Origin of the sequence: Salinimonas iocasae, from assembly GCF_006228385.1 — a bacterium.
In the GTDB taxonomy this organism is placed as follows: domain Bacteria; phylum Pseudomonadota; class Gammaproteobacteria; order Enterobacterales; family Alteromonadaceae; genus Alteromonas; species Alteromonas iocasae.
On sequence record NZ_CP039852.1, the window covers coordinates 3,642,189 to 3,663,148 of the forward strand.

Sequence of the window (20,960 nt, forward strand, 5' to 3'; positions counted from 1 at the left end):
ACATAAATGATAAATGCGTCTATTATTGAATAATTACCAACATCTTATTGATAATAAATGGATAAGCTTACGCAAATGCGCACTTTCGTTTCAGTGGTGCAGACAGGTAGTTTCACACAGGCTGCCTCAGAACTCGCAATTTCCGCACAGCTGGCCAGTAAGTATGTCAGTGCGCTAGAGTCAGCATTGGGTGTCAGGCTGTTAGCACGTACCACACGACGAGTTCACCTGACCGAAGCTGGAGAACGTTACTTGCCCAAGGCCAGACATATACTGGATGAGCTGACGGGACTGGAAGATGAGCTAAGCGGGCTGCAGACACACGCCAGAGGGACTCTTCGAATAAGTGCGCCGGTTTCATTCGCCGCTTCACAAATGGGCCACCTTATTGCTGACTTTCAACAGCAGCATCCGGCTATCTCAGTAGATTTACAGCTCAATGACCGTAAAGTGAATATTATTGAAGAGGGATTTGATGTCGCCCTTCGGGTGGGTACACTGGAAGACTCATCGCTTATTGCCAGAAAAATCGCCCCTGTCAAAATGCTGATCTGCGCTTCACCAGAATACCTCGACAAGCATGGTGAACCACAAAGCTGGGAAGAGCTGAAACATCATCGGGTCTTGCGCTATTCCTATACCACCACTGAGCCTAAGCTTTTAGCTGACAGTAATGGGGCACTCATTTGTAACAACGGCGATTTTCTCACACGCTGCGCTACAGCTGGCGCAGGCATTGTTATTCAGCCATCGTTTATTGTAGAAGAAGCCATAAAAAGCAAAGCTCTCACCCCCATACTGGCGCATTGTTCCCCCCCAGCGCTTGGCCTGTACGCGCTCTATGCACATCGCACACTGATGACCAGCAAACTGCGCGCATTTATCGATTTTATCAGCGCTTACTACGGCGAACCGCCGCACTGGGAGCAGGGACTGGATGGGTAGGCTGATTACTGACTAACTACGATACAGCGTTTTAATTAGATGGTAGCCGAATTTGGTCTTCACCGGCCCGTGCACCTGAAGCAGCGGCTTTTTGAACACCACATCGTCAAACTGCTTCACCATCTGCCCGCGACGAAACTCGCCTAAGTCTCCGCCGCGCTTGCCGGAAGGGCAGATCGAATGTCGTTTTGCTAACGACGCAAAGTTCTTGCCTTTCCTGAGCTGTTCTAGAATGGAGAGCGCTTCTTTTTCAGTTTTGACCAGTATGTGTAGTGCTGCAGCTTTCATATCATCAACCAGTAATTCAAAGCCGTATTATAAACTACACCCGTGTTTTCGGCAGCAGTTTGAGGAGCGCCTGACGGCGCTTTTCAATTATCGATCATTGGTTTAGGGAAAGCGCGATAGCAACATCCAGCGCATCAACACTTTCTGAAACGACATCGGGGGTAAGCCCGGATTTCTCCCAGTTTGTGTTGGTCACCGCCAGCACCGGTTTTGATAGAGAAATACGAAATACCAGTTGCTCGGTAATTTTTCGTGCACCTACATAAAACCCTGCACCGGCAGTCTGTTCGCCCACCAGCACGGCTTTACCCTGCGCCTGCATAACGCCGGCAAAAAGCTCAGAAGCGCTGGCAGTTTGCTGACTGGTGAGGATCCACACCGGGTAGTTCGCCTGAAAGCGATTATGTTTTGGTGAATCCAACGCATCTGCCTGTTGGCTTATCGATTGGTCACGGCTCCTCACAGACCACAGGGGCGTTTTCGGGGAAACAAAGTAGCTTAACATGTACTGAGCAAGGTACGGTGAGCCGCCTACTGTATCTCGCATATCGATAATCAGGCCACCGCTGTTCTTTAGAAATGCGAACGCAGCGTCAGCGACACCCCGGGCATCATCAGCAGAATAAAACTTGTTGAATTTCAGATAACCTGTATTGCCGTGCAAATAGCCTACAGTTTCAAAAGCCCGGTTGTACGTTAGTTTTCCGGCCCGCTCGGATAATTTGTGCGTTACCGGTTCTTCTGCACGTTTAACTTTCAGACTAAGATGCAAATCATCGGCAAAAAATTTTAAATCGTTACCGACAACATCAGCAAATTCATTCAGCATAGAAACTGCCCTGTACTTTCCATTTTCATGCTGCAAACGAATTAGCTCTGTCACGCGAGCGATTGCCTTTGTATCAATGTAATTTTCTTCGAAAACCGCCAGGGTTCGCTCAATGAGTTCAGCTTTTTCACGTCGACTGAGTGGCTCACTGACAACTTCATTAACGAGAGTCGCGTGCTCGCGCTGTTCAAGACTGCTGGATACGGATGCGTTCGACAATAATAAAACCAGCGCGCAAAGTGCGCACTTCAGATAAATATTCATAAGCTCTCTTTTTTCTGATTTGATGAGTAAATGTTTTGGTGAAAAAGAGCGCTTATCCGGCGATAGATAGCTGTTGGTAAAGAAGGTTTGTGTTTTTCCAGGAAGCGGCGCGTGAAGCACGTGGAGGGGAAGAATACGGCCCAGGCATAATCCGTCTGGCCACAGCATTGGCTTCGGCCTGCACACGAATCGGATCTTCAGCTGGCGGAACCACACCGTCGGACATCCACTGTGCTCGCTGCCGGTGATCTTTGAAGATACTTGCGCTAGTACAGGAAATGCCTGCGACGATATCTGACTGGTCGCTGTCTTTATGATCTACAACGATAAGTTGCGCGGTAGCGCTGGCTGACAAAGAGGTAGCACTTAATGCTGGCAGAGCAATAAGTGTGCAAGTCAGTAAAAGCAGTAGTTTTAGTAGTCCGTTTGGCAACATTTTCTTTATTCCCTCTACGTTAGCTATGTGGAGGCGTAAAGCTGAAAACGCAAGGCCCCGTAAGTCACTACTTTAACAGTTGCTTTGCAGCCTCTGGTATATATTGGGGTAATACAGTCACATCATATTTGCTGGCTTCCTTGGCAATGATACGGCCAACATCGATATCACCTTGCTGCGACTTAAGTGACATAACGACTGCATCAAAGAATGAAGCAAATTCCCCCGGGGACACAATCAATAGTAATCGCGCGGTTTTATCCGAATCATTATAAAACCCGTGGACGTTATTTCTGGGCAGCGTAATCATCTGCCCTTTAGTCAGTACCTGGCTGGAATCTTTATCAAAAAACGACACCGTACCTTCCAGTACATAAAAGAACTCATCTTCATTGGCATGCGTGTGCGGTGGTGCGCCCATTGACTTCGCTGGCACCTCTAACTCCAGAACCGCAGTTTTCGCTTCAGTGGCTTGTGCATCAGCCAGCAGATAAGAAGTATGTCCGGGAAAGTTAATAGCAGACGCTTCATCCGCTTCACTAATGGTGTGTGCGTATGACGGTGAGAATAGCAGTAGTGCTGAGAAGGTGGTAAGCAACAACAAAGGGCGATTCATAAGCTTTGCTCAAGAGAAATAACATTAACTATAGCGCATATTAAATCGTAGGTTGTTGATTTTATTCAGGCACAAAAAAGGCGCTCCGAAGAGCGCCTTTTATTTAAGCGTTAAGCTTATGGGTGGCTTACATCATGCCGCCCATGCCGCCCATTCCGCCCATGCCACCCATATCAGGAGCACCAGCGCCTTCTTCTTTAGGAATCTCAGCTACCATTGCTTCGGTCGTGATCATCAGGCTGGCTACTGAAGAAGCGAACTGCAGTGCAGAGCGCGTTACTTTAGTTGGGTCAAGGATACCCATTTCCAGCATATCGCCGTATGTGTCGTTACCTGCATTGTAACCGTAGTTACCTTCGCCGCCTTTAACCGCATTTACAACCACTGATGCTTCTGCGCCAGCGTTAGTTGCGATTTGACGAAGTGGTGCTTCCATAGCGCGTAGCGCCAGGTTAATACCGTGTGTCTGGTCTTCGTTTTCGCCTTGCAGCTCAAGTACTTTAGCTGCGGCACGAACCAGTGCAACACCACCACCAGGCACCACGCCCTCTTCAACAGCAGCACGAGTTGCGTGCAGCGCATCTTCAACGCGGTCTTTCTTCTCTTTCATTTCAACTTCTGTAGCAGCACCAACTTTGATTACTGCAACACCGCCAGACAGCTTGGCCAGACGTTCCTGAAGTTTTTCTTTGTCATAATCAGAAGAAGACTCTTCGATTTGACCTTTAATTTGTGCACAACGACCTTCGATTGCCTGGTCATCGCCCGCACCGTCAACAACAGTCGTATTATCTTTATTGATAACAACACGCTTCGCTGTACCCAGGTCTTCCAGTTGCGCTTTTTCAAGCTCAAGACCAATCTCTTCAGAGATTACAGTACCGCCAGTCAGGATAGCAATATCCTGCAGCATCGCTTTACGACGGTCGCCGAAGCCTGGTGCTTTAACAGCTGCAACTTTAACGATACCGCGCATGTTGTTAACAACCAGTGTTGCCAGTGCTTCACCTTCAACATCTTCTGCCATGATCAGCAGTGGCTTACCTGCTTTTGCTACATTTTCCAGTGTAGGCAGTAGTTCACGGATGTTAGAGATTTTTTTATCTACTAACAGGATGAACGGGTTATCCAGTTCAACTGTGCCGTTTTCCTGGTTGTTGATGAAATAAGGAGACAGGTAACCGCGGTCAAACTGCATACCTTCAACGACGTCAAGCTCGTTTTGCAGCGCCTGACCTTCTTCAACGGTGATAACACCTTCTTTGCCTACTTTTTCCATTGCTTCAGCAATGATTTGGCCAACTTCTTCATCAGAGTTCGCAGAGATAGTACCTACCTGAGCGATAGATTTGCCATCTGCACAATCAGTAGACAATGCCTTAAGCTCTTCAACTGCAGCAGCAACTGCCTTGTCGATACCGCGCTTAACGTCCATTGGGTTCATGCCTGCTGCAACGGCTTTCAGACCTTCAGTCACAATCGCCTGTGCCAGAACAGTTGCGGTTGTAGTACCGTCACCCGCTTCGTCGTTTGCTTTAGACGCCACTTCTTTAACCATCTGCGCGCCCATGTTCTCGAACTTGTCTTCCAGCTCGATCTCTTTGGCTACAGATACACCATCTTTAGTAATTGCTGGTGCGCCGAATGACTTGTCTAAAACAACGTTACGGCCTTTTGGACCAAGGGTAACTTTTACTGCGTTTGCAAGAATGTTAACGCCTTTAAGCATCTTTGTGCGTGCGTCATCACCAAAACGTACTTCTTTCGCTGCCATGTTTAAATTCCTCTAAATACGGTTGAAACGGTTATTACTCTACGATTGCCAGAATGTCGCTTTCGCTCATGATCAGAACTTCCTGATCGTCCAGCTTCTCAGTTTTAACGCCGTAACCGTCGCTGAAAATAACGGTGTCGCCAACTTTTACATCCAGAGCTTTTACTTCGCCGTTTTCTAGGATGCGACCATTACCTACTGCGATTACCTCACCGCGTGTAGATTTTTCGGCTGCAGAGCCAGTCAGAACGATACCGCCTGCTGACTTTGATTCTTGCTCTGAGCGCTTAACAATAACGCGGTCGTGTAAAGGACGAATTGCCATTTTCAAGTCTCCTGAAAATTCCAACTATACAAATGTTAGATATTGGAAGACGCTCACACCCCGTGAACGTCTCTACATAAAAGAGGCCGCCTGCTGGCCGCCTCAAACTCGATACTGCGAGGATAAATGGGGGAGTCGCGAAACAAACTCAAGGGCAGAAACCGAAAAAATTTTAAATTTTTTCATCTTCCTGTTGCTCGTTTGCTAACCAGTTATGAAAAAAGGAATTTTTGCGTTAGCGAAGACGATTATTCTCGTCATTTTCCGATTTATCGGTGTATTCGCCCTCAATAATATCGCCATTTTCGTCCTTGGCGGGGCCTTTGAACGGGTCGCTATGCTGCGAAAACGGGCTTTGCCCTGAGGTAAATGTAGATGACGTTACCACGCGTGCTTTCATATGTTTGCTGATATTGCGGGCAAGATAATGCCGTGAGCCGGGCATAACAAACAGTAACCCTAAAATGTCGGTGACAAAGCCGGGTGTGACCAACAGCACGCCAGCAATGACAAGCATTAGGCCCTGAACAATTTCGTTACCGGGTATTTCATTACGCTGCATTTTAGACTGCGCGGTTTGCAGTGTTGCCAACCCTTCGCGGCGCACCATGTATGAACCAATCAGTGCAGTCAGAATAACCAGCGCAATGGTGTTCCATCCGCCAATGATACCGCCCACCTGGACCAACAGGGCAATCTCAATGATTGGCATGATGGCAAACATTAAAAATAAGACTCGCAAATTGCTTCCTCGTAATTAGAAACCTACGTAGGGTAAGTTTGGGTGATTGAAGGTTAACTCAAGCACTAACTTGTCAGTTAGCCTCTCTGATACGCTAAATCACCGTAACTTTTGATGATTTGTTCGATTACGCGCATTATATTTTGTAAGAATACGCTATCAGATTCGGTCAATAGGGAGAACATTATGTCACTTTGTATTGCTTTTACTACGGCGCCGGATGCCGATACAGCGCAAAAAATTGCATCTGCGCTGGTGGAAAAACAGTTGGCAGCCTGCGTTAAACAAATGCCCGGCGTTACGGCTACCTATGCGTGGAAAGGCAAAATTGAAGTGGATGAGGAGTGCCAGCTATTGATAAAAACCGCGCGCCACGTGGTGGATGACGCTTTTGCATGTGTTAGTGAGCTGCACCCTTATGATGTTCCTGAATGGGTCGTTATTAATGATGTCAGTGCCAGTGAAGATTATGGCAAATGGGTCGCTGAGCAAACCGGCCTGAACAAAATTGTGGAGTAAATATATGAATGCAGCGCGCGCAGTCAGCGTGGTAGTGCTGTGCTTTTTTGCCTTGTTTTTAAGCAATGCGCAGGCACAAATCTCTGATCAGACATTTTCCGATCCGTTTAGCGATGAGCCTGAGTTTCTGCCGGTAGAGCAGGCATTTCAGTTCGACTTCAGGCAACAAAGTGATGTGTTGCAGGTCACCTTTACCATTGAGCCGGGGTATTACCTTTATAAACACCAGTTTTCCGTATCCTCTTCACAGGCTCAGGTGGGCGAGCCTGAATTGCCCGAAGGTAAAGAAAAGCATGACGAGTTCTTCGGACTTACACAGGTTTATTACGATGAGGTGACGTTGCGTGTCCCTATCAAAAGCGCATCTGCAGATGCAGCGGTTAAACTGAGATTTCAGGGCTGCGCCGATGCCGGATTTTGTTATCCGCCGCAAACAAAGACCCTGTATCTTGAAGCGGTTGGCCAGAACAGCACCTCAGAGCGCCCTCCTGCACCCACAACATCCTCCCAATTTGGCTTAGCGGACCGGTTAGCTGATGATGAAAATATCTGGCTAACCCTGGGTATTTTTCTGGTATTGGGTATTGGCCTGGCATTTACGCCCTGTGTATTTCCCATGTACCCGATCCTGTCGGGGATTATTGTCGGCCAGGGTAAAAAGGCCACATTGTCCAGTAGCTTGTGGCTAAGTGTTGTCTATATTCAGGGTATGGCGCTGACCTACTCGCTATTAGGGATTGTTGTGGCGTTAGCGGGTGTGCAGTTTCAGGCAGCGCTACAGCATCCTGTCATTTTGTGGATATTTATCGCTATCTTCGTGCTTTTAGCTGTGGCGATGTTCGGTGCTATTAATCTGCAGTTGCCGTCAGGCTGGCAGACCCGTCTTAATGCACTTAGCACACGACAGCGCGGCGGAACGCTCGCTGGTGTGTTTGTGATGGGCGCACTTTCCGGTCTGATTGCATCACCCTGCACAACCGCACCGCTGACAGGAATATTGCTGTTTATCGCGCAAAGTGGCGATGTATTTTTAGGTTTTATCTCGTTGTATGTATTAAGCCTGGGTATGGGTATTCCGCTTATTGTGTTTGGGGTAACAGGCGGGAAGCTTCTTCCTAAAGCCGGTAACTGGATGAATGTGGTGAAAGTTACATTTGGCTTTATGATGCTGGCCGTTGCCATTGTGTTTATTGAGCGACTGTGGTCCTCATCACTGACTGTCCTATTGTGGGCCCTGCTGGGCATGTCACTGTTTAGCTATTTCTGGGTTATAAACGGTACAACCCGGGCAAGCTTTGGCAAAGGTGTGCGAACTTTCATTATTTTCGCAGGCCTGTTCAGTAGCGCAATGCTGGTTTACCACACCTATTTCAGTAGCGTCGACGTTGCCAAAGCGCATCCGGAGTTTATTCAGGTGACCAATGTGCAGGAACTTGAAACTCAAATTGCTAAGGCCAGCGAGCAGGGTAAGTCCGTAATGGTCGATCTGTACGCAGACTGGTGTGTTGCCTGCAAAGAGTTTGAAAGATATACCTTTCCTCATCCAGAGGTGGTTGACGCCCTGTCAAGTACGGTCATGGTGCAAATCGATCTGACCGCACAGAACGCCGAGGATATCGCCTTTATGCGTCAGTATGATGTGTTGGGCCTGCCAACCATTTTGTTCTTTGACAGCTCGGGTAATGAATTAACCCAGGCTCGTGTCGCCGGATTTATGGGTGGCGAGGCGTTTGCCGATCATGTCAGACAAACACTGAATGAGCCTGACGCGTGACAATATCTATCAGGCTGGTGATTGCATTTTTAAGCATGCTGTCTTTTACAGTAAGCGCTGCAACACCCGCCTGTTTCGCGAATTGGTTCTGCTTTAGCGTTGATGAAGACAGCCAAAAGGTGTTTGTTCAGCGCACCCGACCACATCCGGTTGTCGTAACCCTGACAAGCGGCGTCACAAATACTCCTGTGACTGTAGACCTCACGCAGGATGCATCTGTATATGTAGGAACAACATCAGGTATCGGGCACTTCTGGCACACTATGCGGGTGCTGTGGACGCCCGGTATACTGAATGCGCGCCATGATGACACTGTACGCTACCAGTTCCCGCTGAAACCACCTGAAGACTACACCATTGTGCAGGGGTTCGATGGGGCGTTTTCACACACCGGGGCGTCGCGGTATGCGGTGGATATAGCTGCGGCGGTTGGCACGCCTGTCTATGCTGCACGTGGCGGCCGCGTTATCGATATCAAAGCCAGTAGTGATTCGGGTGGCCCGGAGAAGTCATTTGCAGATGAAGCCAATTTTATTGCCATTCTGCATGCTGATAATACGGTAGGTGAATATTATCACCTGAAGAAAAACGGTGTAGCTGTCTCGCTGGGAGATACCGTCTCGACTGGTGACAAAATCGGCTTTTCCGGCAATACCGGCTTTTCTACCATACCTCACCTGCATTTTGCCGTTTACCGGGTGACGGATCAGGGCCGTCATCAAACTATTCCTTTTACCTTCGCCACATCAGTCAGAAACCTGAATAAATAATGGCGCTAACCACCCTAACTTGTCAGCAAGTTACCTGATTAGACCAGTATTTTGCTGCGAAACACACAACAATCTCTATAATCAGCCATAAGTAAATAAGAGCATACCTAAAACTGGCTTTTTTTCGTGCAACCACCTGCGAATTCTGCTTATATGTGGTGTAAATGGCTTAGTTTTGGAAAGATAGCAGCATTTTAATGGATATTTTGTTACTTAACGGCCCCAACCTAAATATGTTGGGAAAACGTGAACCAGACAAATATGGTCAGCAAACGCTGGAGCAGATTGTAACGTCGCTGCAATCAGACGCCGCAGCGTTATCCGTATCGTTGTCGCATTTTCAGTCGAATGCTGAACATGCACTTATTGACCGTATCCACGATGCGATGGGCAATACGGACGCGATTATTTTTAATCCCGGGGCATTCACTCATACCAGCATCGCCCTTCGTGACGCCCTGCTAAGTGTCAGTATTCCGTTTATTGAAGTGCACCTTTCCAATGTACATGCACGTGAGCCGTTTCGGCAGCACTCTTATTTTTCAGACATTGCGCAAGGTGTCATCGTCGGCCTGGGCGCGCAGGGTTACCACCTTGCGCTCACGGCGTTACACCAATCTCAAACTTAAAGATTATTAAAAACAGAGACAGAACATGGATATTAGAAAAATCAAAAAGCTTATAGAGCTTGTCGAAGAATCTGGCATCGCTGAACTTGAAATCACTGAAGGTGAAGAGTCAGTACGTATTCACCGTGGTCCCAGCGCAAGCGCAGCGCCTTTAAGTTACACTTTACCCGCTGCTCCCGCGCAGCAACAGGCTCCAGCCAGCGCACCTCCGGCAGCACCGGCAGCGCCAGCTCAGGAAGCAGACGATGTTCCTGCAGGCCATCAGGTCAAATCACCAATGGTCGGCACTTTTTATCGCGCTTCCTCACCTACTGCCAAGCCTTTTGCAGAAGTGGGTCAGTCAGTCAATGTTGGCGATACGCTGTGTATCGTTGAAGCCATGAAAATGATGAACCAGATAGAAGCTGATAAGTCTGGTGTGGTGAAAGCCATTCTGGTAGAGAATCAGGAGCCGGTTGAGTACGACCAACCTCTGTTCATCATCGAATAAGCAGGCCAGGCAAATGTTAGATAAAGTATTAATCGCAAATCGCGGCGAAATCGCGCTTAGAATTTTGCGTGCCTGTAAAGAATTGGGCATCAAAACAGTCGCGGTGCATTCCACTGCGGACAGAAACTTGAAACATGTTCTACTCGCCGATGAATCTATTTGTATCGGTGGCGCATCTGCAATGGAAAGTTATCTGAATATTCCCCGTATTATTGCGGCGGCAGAGGTCACAAATTCAATTGCGATACATCCTGGTTATGGCTTTCTGGCTGAAAACGCCGAGTTTGCCGAGGCAGTAGAGAAAAGCGGGTTTATCTTTGTCGGTCCCAAGGCAGACACCATCAACCTTATGGGCGATAAAGTCTCTGCAATCAACGCTATGAGAAAAGCGGGTGTACCTTGCGTACCTGGCTCGGACGGTCCGTTGACTGACGACGAAGACAAAAATAAGAGTATTGCCAAGCGCATTGGCTACCCAATCATCGTTAAAGCTGCTGGCGGCGGTGGTGGTCGCGGTATGCGCGTGGTGAGAAAAGAGTCTGAACTCATTTCAGCCATTGAGACAACCCAGGCGGAAGCGGGTGCGGCATTTGGTAATTCCACGGTGTACATGGAAAAATTCCTGGAAAACCCCCGCCATGTCGAAATTCAGGTACTGGCGGATGGTCAGGGCAATGCAATCCACCTGGGCGAGCGTGATTGTTCAATGCAGCGTCGCCACCAAAAGGTGGTTGAAGAAGCGCCAGCGCCGGGTATCTCTGAGCAAATGCGTAATAAAATCGGCGACCGCTGTCGCAGAGCGTGTGTAGAAATTAACTACCGCGGCGCAGGTACGTTCGAGTTTTTGTATGAAAATGGTGAGTTCTATTTCATCGAAATGAACACCCGTATTCAGGTTGAGCACCCGGTATCTGAAATGATCACTGGTGTCGACCTAATCAAAGAGCAGTTGCGAATTGCTGCCGGTCAGCCTTTGTCGATTGATCAGTCACAAATTCAAATTCGCGGCCATGCTATTGAATGCCGGATCAACGCCGAAGATCCGCAGACCTTCATTCCCAGTCCGGGTAACATCAATATGTTCCATTCACCGGGCGGTCTTGGAGTGCGCTGGGAATCACATATTTATGCCGGCTATTCAGTGCCGCCATTTTATGACTCAATGATCGGAAAGCTCATTACCTATGGTGAGAGTCGGGATGAAGCGATTGCCAGAATGCGTCATGCGCTGGATGAGCTAGTTATCGACGGCATCAAAACCAATATCCCGCTACAACGCTCAATCATGGCAGATGAAAACTTCTTCGCAGGTGGTACAAATATCCACTACCTGGAAAAGAAACTGGGTATGTCCTGATACAGCCTGCCTTTAAAAAAGCCCGCTTCACACAGCGGGCTTTTTATTACCGTATCCAACACCCCTGATTCTTCATGCATTTTCAAAAGACAAAAAGGCGCACTTCTTTTTTTAAGTGATAAACTTATAAAAGAACGGTGTTTCGCTGTGTTCACGCTTATCTCATCAGATTGAGGACACGGTTATGACCTCCGGTTTTATTGGCTTTTTTTGTTCTGCTTCCCAGCGTGACAATAATACAACCCTTATCTTGATCCCCTTCCGGCAACGCATTTCTTACTGAGCATGTCTATGAACACATTTCAGCAGCTCACTGACTCACTCTCTATTTTTGCTATTTTCACTGTAATTGCCCTGATTGCGCTAGTGGTGTTTGAGTTGGGATACCGGCATGGCAGATGGTGGCAGGAACGTACTCCTGAGGAAAAAGAAGGGCCCACGGGCATGATCGTGGGTTCATTGTTATCGCTTATGGCTTTTTTGCTGGCCATTACAATGGGCATGGCTTCTGAGCGGTTCAACAAGCGTCATGCACTGGTGCTGGAAGAAGCTAATTCTATCGGCACAACCTACTTGCGTGCAGGGTTTCTGCCAGAGAAAGAGGCACTGCTCTCACGAAATTATATCGAAGAGTATGTTTTATTACGTACTGGTTCAGGCGAAGCCAATGAGGTAAACAGCAGAATTACGCAATCCGTTGTATTACATGAACGGCTATGGAGTACCGCAGAGCAGCTTGCCAGAAGACATTACGACTCTCCGATCCTGGCGCTATACATCGACGCGCTTAACGACACCATCGATTTGCACGAAACGCGTGTTGCAGCCGGTATCTACTCACGCGTACCGGCCACTATTGTTATCTTATTATTGTTAGGCTCGATGCTGACAATGGGCATGGTCGGCTATAACGCCGGGCTGACCCGACGGCGCAGTCCGGTCACTGCAATAGTGCTTATTGGTGTGCTGGCGGCCGTGATTACGCTTATTATCGATTTAGATCGCCCACAGGGCGGCTTTTTGACAGTGAGCCAGCAGCCTCTGATTGATTTGCAGCAACAAATCGCACAGTCCGCCTCCTCTTCAAAAAAATAGTCACCAGATAGCACTAAAGGGGCAGATTCGCTGGCTTGGAATTGTTTTTCGCACTGATCTTATTGGAAATATTGAGCGTTTATTAGTTTGATCACCCACTAAATAATCATAAAAAAGTGTCATAAAAAAGGGCCCGCCAAAGTGACGGGCCAAGTAGCAAGAACGCGTACACACTATTACAGTGCATCATTGGTTACGGGGCGCCGCTGACAGGAGTTCATGGCATCCGGTTACGTTTTTTTAATTTTGATGTACGTTGTCTCTGACAACGGCTTAGTGTGAAGCGTAAAACATGACGAACAATGTCAGACAACTAAAACAAAAACTTCCTATAGAGCGTCTTTCCCTCGACGTGCTATTTGCACTTCGACTCTTATTCGATAAAAAGAAAGATATTACTGATTTAGAGCAGGATATTGCAGACTTAAAGCATTTTCCCGAGAGAGTTTCGGACAGTTACCGCGCCGAGTGGGAAGCGTATGTGAGGCGCGAAATTATCGCTTACCTGCGCCAGAACAATCATACCGCGCCGTCCGATCTGATTGATAAAGTCCTTGGCGATGTCGACTATATTAAGCAGCATGACAGCCGTTATCAGGACATGCTTGTAGTGATAGAGCAAACGCAGCAAATTATGGCCAGCCAGAATACACGTGTGTTTCCCACTCCGTGGCGCCAGCAAATTACCTCACTGATGCTGCCGGCTATTGTGGCTGGCGATAGCGCAGACGAAGATCACTAGCAGCATTAGCCGGCGCCCTGCGGCTTATACTGAGAGCGGCAGTATCCCCGGGTAATATCTTTTGACCGCAGTGCCGCATGCTTTGTTTTTCGGCCTGAGACCCGCGCCCGCCAATTTTCAAATGCGCGGCGATTCAAGTGACGGCGCATCAGCCGGATAACAGCTTTTTCGCTGTAACCAAACCGGCTTTCGATAATATCAAAGGGGGTTCTGTCCTCCCACGCCATTTCGATAATGCGGGATCTTGTGACTTCATCAAGCGCATCTTTCATAAAACAACTCCTGAATCGACAAACAGACACAGTTTAACTGGTTCAGGAAGCCAAAGTGCGTTCATGGATAAGATTTAACAGTTGTGCAGCAGCGCGGGCATCAGACATCGCCCGGTGATGCTGTTCCATTGAAATACCAAAATGATGGGTCAGTGACGCCAGTGAGTAGGATGGCAAGCCCGGATAAGCGCGCCGCATCTGCACTACCGTACAAAGCTTAGGCCGTCTGAAGTCGCGCTCCAGCCGCGCGAACTCCTGTTTGATGAAGCCATAATCAAAATTGACATTGTGCGCAACAAATACACAATCCTCTGTGAACCGCTCAATCTCATCCGCTACTTCGCTGAATAGGGGCGCATCAGCCACCATCTCATTGGAAATACCCGTCAAACGGGTTATCGATGATGGTATGTGCCGCTGTGGGTGCAGTAAAGACTGCCAACTGTCCACTATCTCTGCGCCAATCATTTTTACCATGCCAATCTCGGTAATCCGGTGATAGCCGTTATTGCCGCCTGTCGTTTCTATATCGACCACAACGTAGGGTTGGAGAGGATCGGAGAACCAGTCTACCTGCGTAACATGAACTGTGAAGCCGGCGCGTTGCATGCGCTGAATAGAAACCAGCTGATTACGGCGCAACACATCACCAGGGGCTTTAATTTCCTCGAAGCGAAGCGCATTGTCTTCACGCACCATAATATCAGGGAAGCCATCAGACAGGCCGGCATAATCCTGCGCCATCATTTTCAATAATCTTTTAACAGACTCGAACGGACCGTATTCGAGCAGGGCGGTGACAGTCTCAAGCTGATTCGCCCGCCACATAAACACACTATTTACTTTGCCATAATGGGCCGCAGCTTGTTTTGTGACATGTTGTAGCAGCACATCCGGGGTAGTAAAGCTGTCTAATAACGCATCAATGCTTTGTGCAAAAGTCTCGTAGAAGCGGTTGTACCTGAGACTTTGTGGTCTGCGATCAAACTCTGTAACCAACTGATCCTGTTCAAATAACTGTGTCCAGAACGTTAATCCGAAAAGGGTTCGCCACAGGCGGTTTTCCGTTCTCCAGGCGGTGATGTTCTGCCGCTTATACCAGGCAATAACACCGCGCTCTACACGTTGATTCTGGCTGATATCAAGCTGTAGTGTTTTGCTTGAGTTACGTAGCATGTCAGTCAGCGCACTGGTTCGCTTTTTATGAAACTTTCTGGCGTAGAAATCTTCCGCAAAAGCCAACTGAGAATCAGAAGCCGGATTATCAATAATTTTCTCAAGCGCTGATTTTGCCAGCGCCTTGTCTTCTTTAAAGACTTCCCTTATCCACTTTTCCCGCGCAGCATCACCAGGGGCTTGTTGCAATACGTTCAATGCCTCGTTACGCGCTAATGGCAGCAGGCGGCAGCCCAGCTTGAAGAGGTATTTTTCAGCGTAGGCCTCACTGGCTGCAGAGTCTGTACCAGGCCAGTTATCTGATGCCATCTGCACAAGCTTTTCATCAGGCCAGTAAGGCATCTCATCCAATGCGCTGGCAAAGTAGAATGCAGACTGAGCATCTTCTAGGGTGACAAAACGCGCCTGTGTACTTGCAGCATCTGAACGGGTGCGCATGACCCCTAAGTCTCGCATGGAAAATTGATTAAGGCGGCCTTTCGTATTGCCAAAATACAGAAACAGCAAATAACGCAGGCTCGGCTCAAATGTTTTAAGCAGATAGTCGGTCTGAGGCAGCGTTTGTGGCCAGCCATACTGATTTATCTGATCAAACAATAGCGCTATCAGTTCCGGCTTTTTCAGGTGATTAAGGCGTTGTGAAACCGGATAAGCGGCAAGGTATGCAAGCAAATCGTTTTTAGTTACTACGCCGGCGAAATCCTGCATAGACACATTTTCTGCAGGCGCAAACCACCCGCTTTCTTCCAGTTCTGTCAGTTGCTGCTGTGGCTGAAAAATCTCTTCGTAATTAAAGTGCGCACGGTTGATGAGCGCATATTTTCGATTTGCCGCCCTGGCGATAATACATTGCTTGTTGGCATCAAGTTTTCGAAAAGCACTGATAAACTCGCGGCTGGTCTGACACAGCAAACCTGCGCTTTCTCCATCGAAAAAACGCAAAAATTCATGAAAGTGGTCGAGGTAGTAGCGCTCTGGAAGGGTTTTTCGCATTATCACAACACAGCATTTGAACACTACAGCAGTGTATATTTATACAGATGCTTTCTCAATTGGTGTAAACAAAATTCACGCTAAAGTTGTATGGCCTGCTTTGCGACCCACTCAAAGTGTCGAGCGAGCTTTTCGTCTCCTTTCAGCCGGGTGAGTGTATTTAAGTGTTTGGCCAGCTCCATCTCGGAATAAAAGCGATGAATACCATCGTGGCATCTACGGCAAATCGCAATCCCTTCATTTAACTCGGTCTTTGAAAAATGCTTTCTGAAATAGTTTCTGCGGTGCATTTTTTTGGGAATAAGATGATGAAATGTTAGCCGCGTGTAGCGATGGCATAGCGGGCAATAGCCAGTGGCCAGTCGTTTACTCATGCAGTCTCCCGTTCGCGTTCCCCTGTTGTGTATACCAATCCAACGGAGTATTCGATCCGTATTTAACAAGCCTGATATCTGGCACAACAAAGGATAATTATGAGCTTAGCCACACCCGCCACTTTTCATTGCCCATACTGTATGGAACCCAACGAAGTTGAGATTGATGAGATAAATGATTCGGGTCATATGCAGGTGGTTGATTGCCAGGTCTGCTGTCAGCCAATTGAAATGACAGTCCACGGACAAGGCGATACATTATCGGTGGAGGTTCAGCGCGAAAATGACTGAACGCCGCATTACCGGCAACGACATCGAGCAAATGGACAAGCGCTATCGCGCTGCGTTTATCAATAGTCTGTCCGGTGTCAAAAGCGCCAATCTGATTGGCACCTGTCAGCGCCGTGGCTATTTTGAAAATCTGGCTATTGTGTCCTCGGTAGTGCACATCGGTGCACATCCGCCCTTATTGGGCATGATTATGCGCCCCCACACCGTTACCCGGGATACGCTGGAGAATATTCAGCAAACGGGTATCTATACTATCAATCATGTATCTGAAGCGCATACACTGGCTGCGCACCAGACTTCGGCACGCTATCCGGCACAGGTCAGCGAATTTGAGGCTGCCGGGCTGACACCGTGGTATGCAGATGATTTTGATGCTCCCTTTGTGAAAAGTTGTCCGGTAAAGCTGGCCATGAAGCTGGCCGAGATCATTCCGGTTGAGATCAACAATACTCAGTTGGTAATAGGCGAAGTAACGTCTGTTTGGATCGATGATAAAGCAATTACAGCAACGGGGCAGGTAGATTTAGATACATTAGGGGTGGCCGCTGTTACCGGACTGGATACGTATCATTCGCTACAAAGAGTTGGCCGCTACCCTTATGCGAAGCCTTAGTAATCACGGCAATTTCAGCCAAATGGCAGATTAAATAAAAACACCTGCATTTTCATAAAAATAAGCGTACACTTATCATGAAACTAATGACGGCGTTACTACGCGGGTGATGGTCCTCCAAGCGTGTAACGTACACTGAAAACCTGCCCTTCGGGGCGGGTTTTTGTGTTTAATGCATAAGATAAAAACGAATCATTTTCATTTTCGTTAACCGGAGTAACCAGATGAAAAGTGTGAATCGCCGCGACTTTTTACGGATGGCAGGCACCTCGCTGATTGGTATGACGTTGGGTGGTGCGGCACTTCGTGCTAATGCGCAAGAGCTGCTGAAAAAAGACGACCCTACTGCGAAAGCCCTGAACTACACGCCAAAGTCTACGGTTGATGGTTCAAGGTGTGGAAACTGCATGTATATTCAGGGTGACGAAAGCAAGAGCGAACGCCCTTGTGCAATATTCCCCGGTAAACTGGTGAATGTTGATGGTTGGTGCAGCGCCTGGGTCAAACGCCCTGGCTAATGCATTAATGTCGCCAGCTTCAGTATGAACGCTGTTGTCTGATGAGCATGTTCGCAGAAACATGCTCGTTGTTACGCGCGGCCGTCCCCGGAAATATCGAACTGGCCTTATTGCTGTAATCGCCGGAATCCGGGGTGATAGCTAAACGATATTTATCAGCCAGCATCTGATACTGACCATCTTTCATCATTGCTTTAAGTTCTCTGTTAAATCCCTCTCTAAGCCCCTTATCTGCAATTGCGGCACGATAGGTAGTTTGTTTAAACAGATTATGGATACGTACATCCTTTTGCTGCGCCGGTGGGAGCTGACTTCGCAACCATGAGAAAATATTGCGGTCCATAACGGCAATATCAACACTGCCCAATAATAGCATTCTTACCTGTCGGCCCTGGTCAGCAATTTCAAGATAACCCCGATGCTCGCCGGTGGCATTCGCAAAATCGGCTCCAAGCACTCGCCGGGCCGTTTGAAACGCCAGCACAGTGTAATTCTTCAAATCATCCACTGAATGTAAGTTGAGCTGTCTTGAAGCTAGGGATATGGCTGAATTCTGATAAGTCACGTATTCATCAGTCAGATACTCAGCACTGATTTCATGGGACAGATTTACCGTTAAGACGATATCTGCTCGGCCGCTTTTAAGCTGGCGCAGCGTTCTGCCAAAAGGTACGTAAATTGGATTAATAGAATGTCCGAGACGCGCAAGAATTTTCTCGGCGAGCTCAATTTCAAACCCCGAGTTGTCGCTGGTCACAATATAGGGCGGCTTATTCCAACCGGCCACCACATCAATCTGGCGAGCCTCAAGAGAGACGCTGATGAGCGGAAGCATTAAAAGCAAAAGCCTGAACATAGTAATGCCGAAACAACCTTTTAAGGCGGTGTGAAAATATACGTTTTATCAGGGTTACAACAATTAATAAAGCCCTGTTCTCATACACAGGCAAATAGATTTGGTTTGAGATGGCTCTGACCTGTTATTATATGCACAAACCCCGTTTTACAGGAATCACTATGGCCTGGTTACAGCTACGTATAGAAACCAGCGCAGATTATGCTGAGCAGGTTGGAACAATGCTATCAGCGAATGGCGCGCAAGCCGTTACGTTTTTAGATGCAAAAGACACTCCTATGTACGAACCCAAGCCGGGTGAAACCATGCTGTGGCCCGATACTCAGGTGGTGGGATTGTTTGATGCAACTCATGACATGAAAGGTGTGTTGAGCCGTCTGGCAAAGTCAAAAATTCTTGGCCCTGATTTCACGCATAAACTTGACCCGCTTGAAGATAAAGACTGGGAACGGGAGTGGATGGATAACTTTCACCCTATGCAGTTTGGTGAACGCTTGTGGATCTGCCCAAGCTGGCGGGAAGTGCCAGATAAAGATGCCGTGAATGTAATGCTGGACCCGGGTCTCGCCTTTGGCACCGGTACGCATCCAACGACCGCACTGTGCCTGCGTTGGCTGGACAGTCAGGACCTGAGCGATAAAACTGTGGTCGATTTTGGCTGTGGGTCCGGCATTCTGGCGCTGGCTGCACTTAAACTGGGGGCGAAGCGTGTTGTCGGCATTGATATCGACCCTCAGGCGCTACAGGCCAGTAAAGAAAATGCCAGACGCAATGATGTGGCAGATCGTTTGGAAGTTTATCTGCCCCACGAGCAACCCTCGCTTGAAGCCGATTTTGTCACCGCCAATATACTTTCAGGACCGCTATTAGAGCTTCAATCGGTGATTTCTGCTTTCTGTAAACCCGGCGGAAAGCTGGTTTTGTCCGGAATTCTGGCTGAGCAGGTAGAAAAAATTGAAAGCGCTTACCGCTCTGGCTTCCAGCTTGAATCCAGCCAGATTGACGGCGACTGGGCCAGAGTAAGCGGAGTTAAGCATGCTTAACTTCTTGCCCTGCATAGAAAAAGCGCCGCGTGTGTATTGTACACAACTTGCACTTATCCCTTGCCAGCACGGGGCTTCAACGCAAATCCAGCGAAATCTGTCAAGCCCTCGGCGTTAAATTTTGTGTGAATTTTAGCCTTTTCAAGGGTGGGCAAAATGCGTAAACTTAGCGCCCCGTTTTAGCCAAGTGTTCAAATTCCAGTCAATTTTGGATTGTTAATAATGCAGATTGGTCCTTATCAGTTGGATAACAATTTGATGTTAGCGCCGATGGCAGGCGTCACCGACAGGCCATTCAGACAGTTGTGTCGTCGAATGGGCGCAGGTTTGGTGGTGTCTGAAATGCTGTCGAGTAACCCCAAAGTCTGGAACACCGCCAAATCTATGCATCGCATGGATCACAGTGGTGAGGAAGGTATCCGGTCTGTTCAGATAGCCGGTGCTGACCCTGAACTCATGGCGCAGGCTGCCCGGTTTAATGTCGATAATGGCGCACAGATTGTTGACATCAATATGGGCTGCCCTGCAAAAAAAGTGAATAAAAAGCTGGCTGGCTCAGCGTTACTACAATATCCCGATTTAGTGGAATCTATTGTAAAAGCAGTGGTGGCAGCGGTAGATGTCCCTGTCACGCTGAAAATTCGCACTGGCTGGAATACGGACAATCGCAATGGTGTAGATATTGCACAAATTGCAGAGCAAAACGGCATACAGTCGCTGGCTGTTCACGGCAGAACGCGCGCCTGTATGTACAAGGGTTATGCTGAGTATGACACGATCCGGAAGATAAAGGCGGCGATCTCAATCCCCGTCATCGCTAACGGAGACATTACCAGCGCCCAAAAGGCACGGGACGTGCTGGATTACACCGGAGCAGATGGTGTGATGATAGGCCGTGGAGCCCAGGGAAATCCCTGGATTTTTAAACAAATCCAGCATTTTCTTGAAACCGGTGAAACACTGGAGGCGCCACCGCTGTCTGAACAGCATCAGGTGTTGCATGAACATGTCGCCAATGTGCATGCTTTTTACGGCGATATTTCGGGCGTTCGTATAGCCCGAAAGCATGTTGGCTGGTATCTCGCGGAGCATGATAAGGAACGTCAGTTTCGTAAAACGTTCAACAGTATTGAGCAGGCTGATTTGCAGCTCGATGCATTGGACGACTATTTTCAAGCGTTGCAGAAACGGGAAACCCGACAGATTTCTCCTGCAGCATAATGATGACT

25 protein-coding genes are annotated in these 20,960 nt (G+C 48.1%); 14 read left to right on the plus strand and 11 right to left on the minus strand.

The features are described 5' to 3' along the window. Nucleotides 1–57: 57 nt before the first annotated feature. Nucleotides 58–945 (plus strand): LysR family transcriptional regulator, encoded by an 888-nt coding sequence (locus tag FBQ74_RS16335; protein ID WP_139757674.1) that lies wholly within the window; start codon nt 58–60, stop codon nt 943–945. 12 nt (nt 946–957) lie between these two features. Here the strand turns inward: FBQ74_RS16335 and ppiC are convergent, their stop codons facing one another. From ppiC to FBQ74_RS16365, 7 genes are all read right to left on the minus strand, one after another. Further along, the gene (ppiC, locus tag FBQ74_RS16340) at nt 958–1,233 is read right to left on the minus strand and encodes a peptidylprolyl isomerase PpiC (RefSeq protein ID WP_139757675.1); all 276 of its coding nucleotides are present in this window, start codon (nt 1,231–1,233) and stop codon (nt 958–960) included. A 94-nt stretch (nt 1,234–1,327) separates the two neighbouring features. Continuing rightward, nucleotides 1,328–2,326, minus strand: a complete 999-nt coding sequence (locus FBQ74_RS16345) for a S41 family peptidase (protein ID WP_168190694.1) — start codon at nt 2,324–2,326, stop codon at nt 1,328–1,330. Nucleotides 2,327–2,378: 52 nt separating this feature from the next. Then, nucleotides 2,379–2,762, minus strand: coding sequence for a hypothetical protein (locus FBQ74_RS19015; RefSeq protein ID WP_168190695.1), 384 nt, complete (start codon nt 2,760–2,762; stop codon nt 2,379–2,381). A gap of 67 nt (nt 2,763–2,829) precedes the next feature. Next, nucleotides 2,830–3,378: a cupin domain-containing protein gene (locus FBQ74_RS16350; protein ID WP_139757677.1), complete on the minus strand. Its 549-nt coding sequence runs from the start codon at nt 3,376–3,378 to the stop codon at nt 2,830–2,832. Nucleotides 3,379–3,505: 127 nt separating this feature from the next. Next, nucleotides 3,506–5,152 carry a chaperonin GroEL gene (gene groL, locus FBQ74_RS16355; RefSeq protein WP_139757678.1) on the minus strand — a complete coding sequence of 549 codons (1,647 nt, stop codon included), beginning with the start codon at nt 5,150–5,152 and terminating at the stop codon, nt 3,506–3,508. A gap of 34 nt (nt 5,153–5,186) precedes the next feature. Further along, nucleotides 5,187–5,477: a co-chaperone GroES gene (locus FBQ74_RS16360; RefSeq protein ID WP_139757679.1), complete on the minus strand. Its 291-nt coding sequence runs from the start codon at nt 5,475–5,477 to the stop codon at nt 5,187–5,189. 235 nt (nt 5,478–5,712) lie between these two features. Continuing rightward, nucleotides 5,713–6,219 (minus strand): FxsA family protein, encoded by a 507-nt coding sequence (locus tag FBQ74_RS16365; protein ID WP_139757680.1) that lies wholly within the window; start codon nt 6,217–6,219, stop codon nt 5,713–5,715. 186 nt (nt 6,220–6,405) lie between these two features. On the opposite strand from FBQ74_RS16365, the gene cutA reads away from it, so the two are divergent. The 8 genes from cutA (at nt 6,406) to FBQ74_RS16405 (ending at nt 13,595) form a co-directional block, all read left to right on the plus strand. Continuing rightward, the gene (gene cutA, locus FBQ74_RS16370; RefSeq protein ID WP_139757681.1) at nt 6,406–6,738 is read left to right on the plus strand and encodes a divalent-cation tolerance protein CutA; all 333 of its coding nucleotides are present in this window, start codon (nt 6,406–6,408) and stop codon (nt 6,736–6,738) included. 4 nt (nt 6,739–6,742) lie between these two features. After that, the gene (locus tag FBQ74_RS16375; RefSeq protein ID WP_139757682.1) at nt 6,743–8,512 is read left to right on the plus strand and encodes a protein-disulfide reductase DsbD; all 1,770 of its coding nucleotides are present in this window, start codon (nt 6,743–6,745) and stop codon (nt 8,510–8,512) included. Further along, nucleotides 8,509–9,282 carry a M23 family metallopeptidase gene (locus FBQ74_RS16380; protein ID WP_139757683.1) on the plus strand — a complete coding sequence of 258 codons (774 nt, stop codon included), beginning with the start codon at nt 8,509–8,511 and terminating at the stop codon, nt 9,280–9,282. The genes FBQ74_RS16375 and FBQ74_RS16380 overlap by 4 nt, the downstream gene beginning before the upstream one ends. A gap of 197 nt (nt 9,283–9,479) precedes the next feature. Further along, nucleotides 9,480–9,911, plus strand: coding sequence for a type II 3-dehydroquinate dehydratase (aroQ, locus tag FBQ74_RS16385; protein WP_139757684.1), 432 nt, complete (start codon nt 9,480–9,482; stop codon nt 9,909–9,911). Nucleotides 9,912–9,936: 25 nt separating this feature from the next. Continuing rightward, nucleotides 9,937–10,401, plus strand: a complete 465-nt coding sequence (gene accB, locus FBQ74_RS16390) for an acetyl-CoA carboxylase biotin carboxyl carrier protein (RefSeq protein WP_139757685.1) — start codon at nt 9,937–9,939, stop codon at nt 10,399–10,401. A gap of 13 nt (nt 10,402–10,414) precedes the next feature. Continuing rightward, nucleotides 10,415–11,758, plus strand: coding sequence for an acetyl-CoA carboxylase biotin carboxylase subunit (gene accC, locus FBQ74_RS16395; protein WP_139758004.1), 1,344 nt, complete (start codon nt 10,415–10,417; stop codon nt 11,756–11,758). Between the two features lie 291 nt (nt 11,759–12,049). Then, nucleotides 12,050–12,853, plus strand: coding sequence for a bestrophin-like domain (locus FBQ74_RS16400; protein WP_168190696.1), 804 nt, complete (start codon nt 12,050–12,052; stop codon nt 12,851–12,853). A 292-nt stretch (nt 12,854–13,145) separates the two neighbouring features. Next, complete coding sequence (locus FBQ74_RS16405; RefSeq protein WP_139757687.1) at nt 13,146–13,595, plus strand: hypothetical protein; 450 nt, start codon at nt 13,146–13,148, stop codon at nt 13,593–13,595. A gap of 5 nt (nt 13,596–13,600) precedes the next feature. Here the strand turns inward: FBQ74_RS16405 and FBQ74_RS16410 are convergent, their stop codons facing one another. From FBQ74_RS16410 to FBQ74_RS16420, 3 genes are all read right to left on the minus strand, one after another. After that, nucleotides 13,601–13,867, minus strand: a complete 267-nt coding sequence (locus tag FBQ74_RS16410) for a TIGR03643 family protein (protein ID WP_139757688.1) — start codon at nt 13,865–13,867, stop codon at nt 13,601–13,603. 42 nt (nt 13,868–13,909) lie between these two features. Continuing rightward, a complete protein-coding gene (locus FBQ74_RS16415) occupies nt 13,910–16,036 on the minus strand; it encodes an exonuclease domain-containing protein (protein ID WP_139757689.1) in 2,127 nt (708 codons plus the stop codon). 80 nt (nt 16,037–16,116) lie between these two features. Beyond that, nucleotides 16,117–16,410: a hypothetical protein gene (locus FBQ74_RS16420; protein WP_139757690.1), complete on the minus strand. Its 294-nt coding sequence runs from the start codon at nt 16,408–16,410 to the stop codon at nt 16,117–16,119. A gap of 99 nt (nt 16,411–16,509) precedes the next feature. Between FBQ74_RS16420 and FBQ74_RS16425 the strand changes: the two genes are divergently transcribed. The 3 genes from FBQ74_RS16425 to FBQ74_RS16435 all read left to right on the plus strand — a co-directional run bounded on the left by FBQ74_RS16425 (nt 16,510) and on the right by FBQ74_RS16435 (nt 17,832). Continuing rightward, nucleotides 16,510–16,701, plus strand: coding sequence for a CPXCG motif-containing cysteine-rich protein (locus FBQ74_RS16425; RefSeq protein WP_139757691.1), 192 nt, complete (start codon nt 16,510–16,512; stop codon nt 16,699–16,701). Next, nucleotides 16,694–17,314: a flavin reductase family protein gene (locus FBQ74_RS16430; RefSeq protein ID WP_139757692.1), complete on the plus strand. Its 621-nt coding sequence runs from the start codon at nt 16,694–16,696 to the stop codon at nt 17,312–17,314. Before FBQ74_RS16425 ends, FBQ74_RS16430 begins: the two co-directional genes overlap by 8 nt. Nucleotides 17,315–17,538: 224 nt before the next feature. Then, on the plus strand, nt 17,539–17,832 hold the full coding sequence (locus FBQ74_RS16435) for a high-potential iron-sulfur protein (RefSeq protein ID WP_139757693.1): 294 nt from the start codon (nt 17,539–17,541) through the stop codon (nt 17,830–17,832). 19 nt (nt 17,833–17,851) lie between these two features. Here the strand turns inward: FBQ74_RS16435 and FBQ74_RS16440 are convergent, their stop codons facing one another. After that, the gene (locus tag FBQ74_RS16440; protein ID WP_232371940.1) at nt 17,852–18,667 is read right to left on the minus strand and encodes a substrate-binding periplasmic protein; all 816 of its coding nucleotides are present in this window, start codon (nt 18,665–18,667) and stop codon (nt 17,852–17,854) included. Between the two features lie 182 nt (nt 18,668–18,849). Here FBQ74_RS16440 and prmA point away from each other — a divergent pair, with 182 nt between their 5' ends. Together prmA and dusB are read left to right on the plus strand one after the other, a co-directional pair. Then, nucleotides 18,850–19,731 carry a 50S ribosomal protein L11 methyltransferase gene (gene prmA, locus FBQ74_RS16445; protein WP_139757695.1) on the plus strand — a complete coding sequence of 294 codons (882 nt, stop codon included), beginning with the start codon at nt 18,850–18,852 and terminating at the stop codon, nt 19,729–19,731. 222 nt (nt 19,732–19,953) lie between these two features. After that, nucleotides 19,954–20,952 carry a tRNA dihydrouridine synthase DusB gene (gene dusB / locus FBQ74_RS16450; RefSeq protein ID WP_139757696.1) on the plus strand — a complete coding sequence of 333 codons (999 nt, stop codon included), beginning with the start codon at nt 19,954–19,956 and terminating at the stop codon, nt 20,950–20,952. Nucleotides 20,953–20,960 lie beyond the last annotated feature (8 nt).

What these genes read in the sequence shown, in the direction of transcription:
- FBQ74_RS16335 (WP_139757674.1), top strand. Translation starts at nt 58, where the DNA reads ATGGATAAGCTTACGCAAATGCGCACTTTCGTTTCAGTGGTGCAGACA.
- ppiC (WP_139757675.1), bottom strand. Translation starts at nt 1,233, where the DNA reads ATGAAAGCTGCAGCACTACACATACTGGTCAAAACTGAAAAAGAAGCG.
- FBQ74_RS16345 (WP_168190694.1), bottom strand. Translation starts at nt 2,326, where the DNA reads ATGAATATTTATCTGAAGTGCGCACTTTGCGCGCTGGTTTTATTATTG.
- FBQ74_RS19015 (WP_168190695.1), bottom strand. Translation starts at nt 2,762, where the DNA reads ATGTTGCCAAACGGACTACTAAAACTACTGCTTTTACTGACTTGCACA.
- FBQ74_RS16350 (WP_139757677.1), bottom strand. Translation starts at nt 3,378, where the DNA reads ATGAATCGCCCTTTGTTGTTGCTTACCACCTTCTCAGCACTACTGCTA.
- groL (WP_139757678.1), bottom strand. Translation starts at nt 5,152, where the DNA reads ATGGCAGCGAAAGAAGTACGTTTTGGTGATGACGCACGCACAAAGATG.
- FBQ74_RS16360 (WP_139757679.1), bottom strand. Translation starts at nt 5,477, where the DNA reads ATGGCAATTCGTCCTTTACACGACCGCGTTATTGTTAAGCGCTCAGAG.
- cutA (WP_139757681.1), top strand. Translation starts at nt 6,406, where the DNA reads ATGTCACTTTGTATTGCTTTTACTACGGCGCCGGATGCCGATACAGCG.
- FBQ74_RS16375 (WP_139757682.1), top strand. Translation starts at nt 6,743, where the DNA reads ATGAATGCAGCGCGCGCAGTCAGCGTGGTAGTGCTGTGCTTTTTTGCC.
- aroQ (WP_139757684.1), top strand. Translation starts at nt 9,480, where the DNA reads ATGGATATTTTGTTACTTAACGGCCCCAACCTAAATATGTTGGGAAAA.
- accB (WP_139757685.1), top strand. Translation starts at nt 9,937, where the DNA reads ATGGATATTAGAAAAATCAAAAAGCTTATAGAGCTTGTCGAAGAATCT.
- accC (WP_139758004.1), top strand. Translation starts at nt 10,415, where the DNA reads ATGTTAGATAAAGTATTAATCGCAAATCGCGGCGAAATCGCGCTTAGA.
- FBQ74_RS16400 (WP_168190696.1), top strand. Translation starts at nt 12,050, where the DNA reads ATGAACACATTTCAGCAGCTCACTGACTCACTCTCTATTTTTGCTATT.
- FBQ74_RS16405 (WP_139757687.1), top strand. Translation starts at nt 13,146, where the DNA reads ATGACGAACAATGTCAGACAACTAAAACAAAAACTTCCTATAGAGCGT.
- FBQ74_RS16410 (WP_139757688.1), bottom strand. Translation starts at nt 13,867, where the DNA reads ATGAAAGATGCGCTTGATGAAGTCACAAGATCCCGCATTATCGAAATG.
- FBQ74_RS16415 (WP_139757689.1), bottom strand. Translation starts at nt 16,036, where the DNA reads ATGCGAAAAACCCTTCCAGAGCGCTACTACCTCGACCACTTTCATGAA.
- FBQ74_RS16420 (WP_139757690.1), bottom strand. Translation starts at nt 16,410, where the DNA reads ATGAGTAAACGACTGGCCACTGGCTATTGCCCGCTATGCCATCGCTAC.
- FBQ74_RS16425 (WP_139757691.1), top strand. Translation starts at nt 16,510, where the DNA reads ATGAGCTTAGCCACACCCGCCACTTTTCATTGCCCATACTGTATGGAA.
- FBQ74_RS16430 (WP_139757692.1), top strand. Translation starts at nt 16,694, where the DNA reads ATGACTGAACGCCGCATTACCGGCAACGACATCGAGCAAATGGACAAG.
- FBQ74_RS16435 (WP_139757693.1), top strand. Translation starts at nt 17,539, where the DNA reads ATGAAAAGTGTGAATCGCCGCGACTTTTTACGGATGGCAGGCACCTCG.
- FBQ74_RS16440 (WP_232371940.1), bottom strand. Translation starts at nt 18,667, where the DNA reads ATGCTTCCGCTCATCAGCGTCTCTCTTGAGGCTCGCCAGATTGATGTG.
- prmA (WP_139757695.1), top strand. Translation starts at nt 18,850, where the DNA reads ATGGCCTGGTTACAGCTACGTATAGAAACCAGCGCAGATTATGCTGAG.
- dusB (WP_139757696.1), top strand. Translation starts at nt 19,954, where the DNA reads ATGCAGATTGGTCCTTATCAGTTGGATAACAATTTGATGTTAGCGCCG.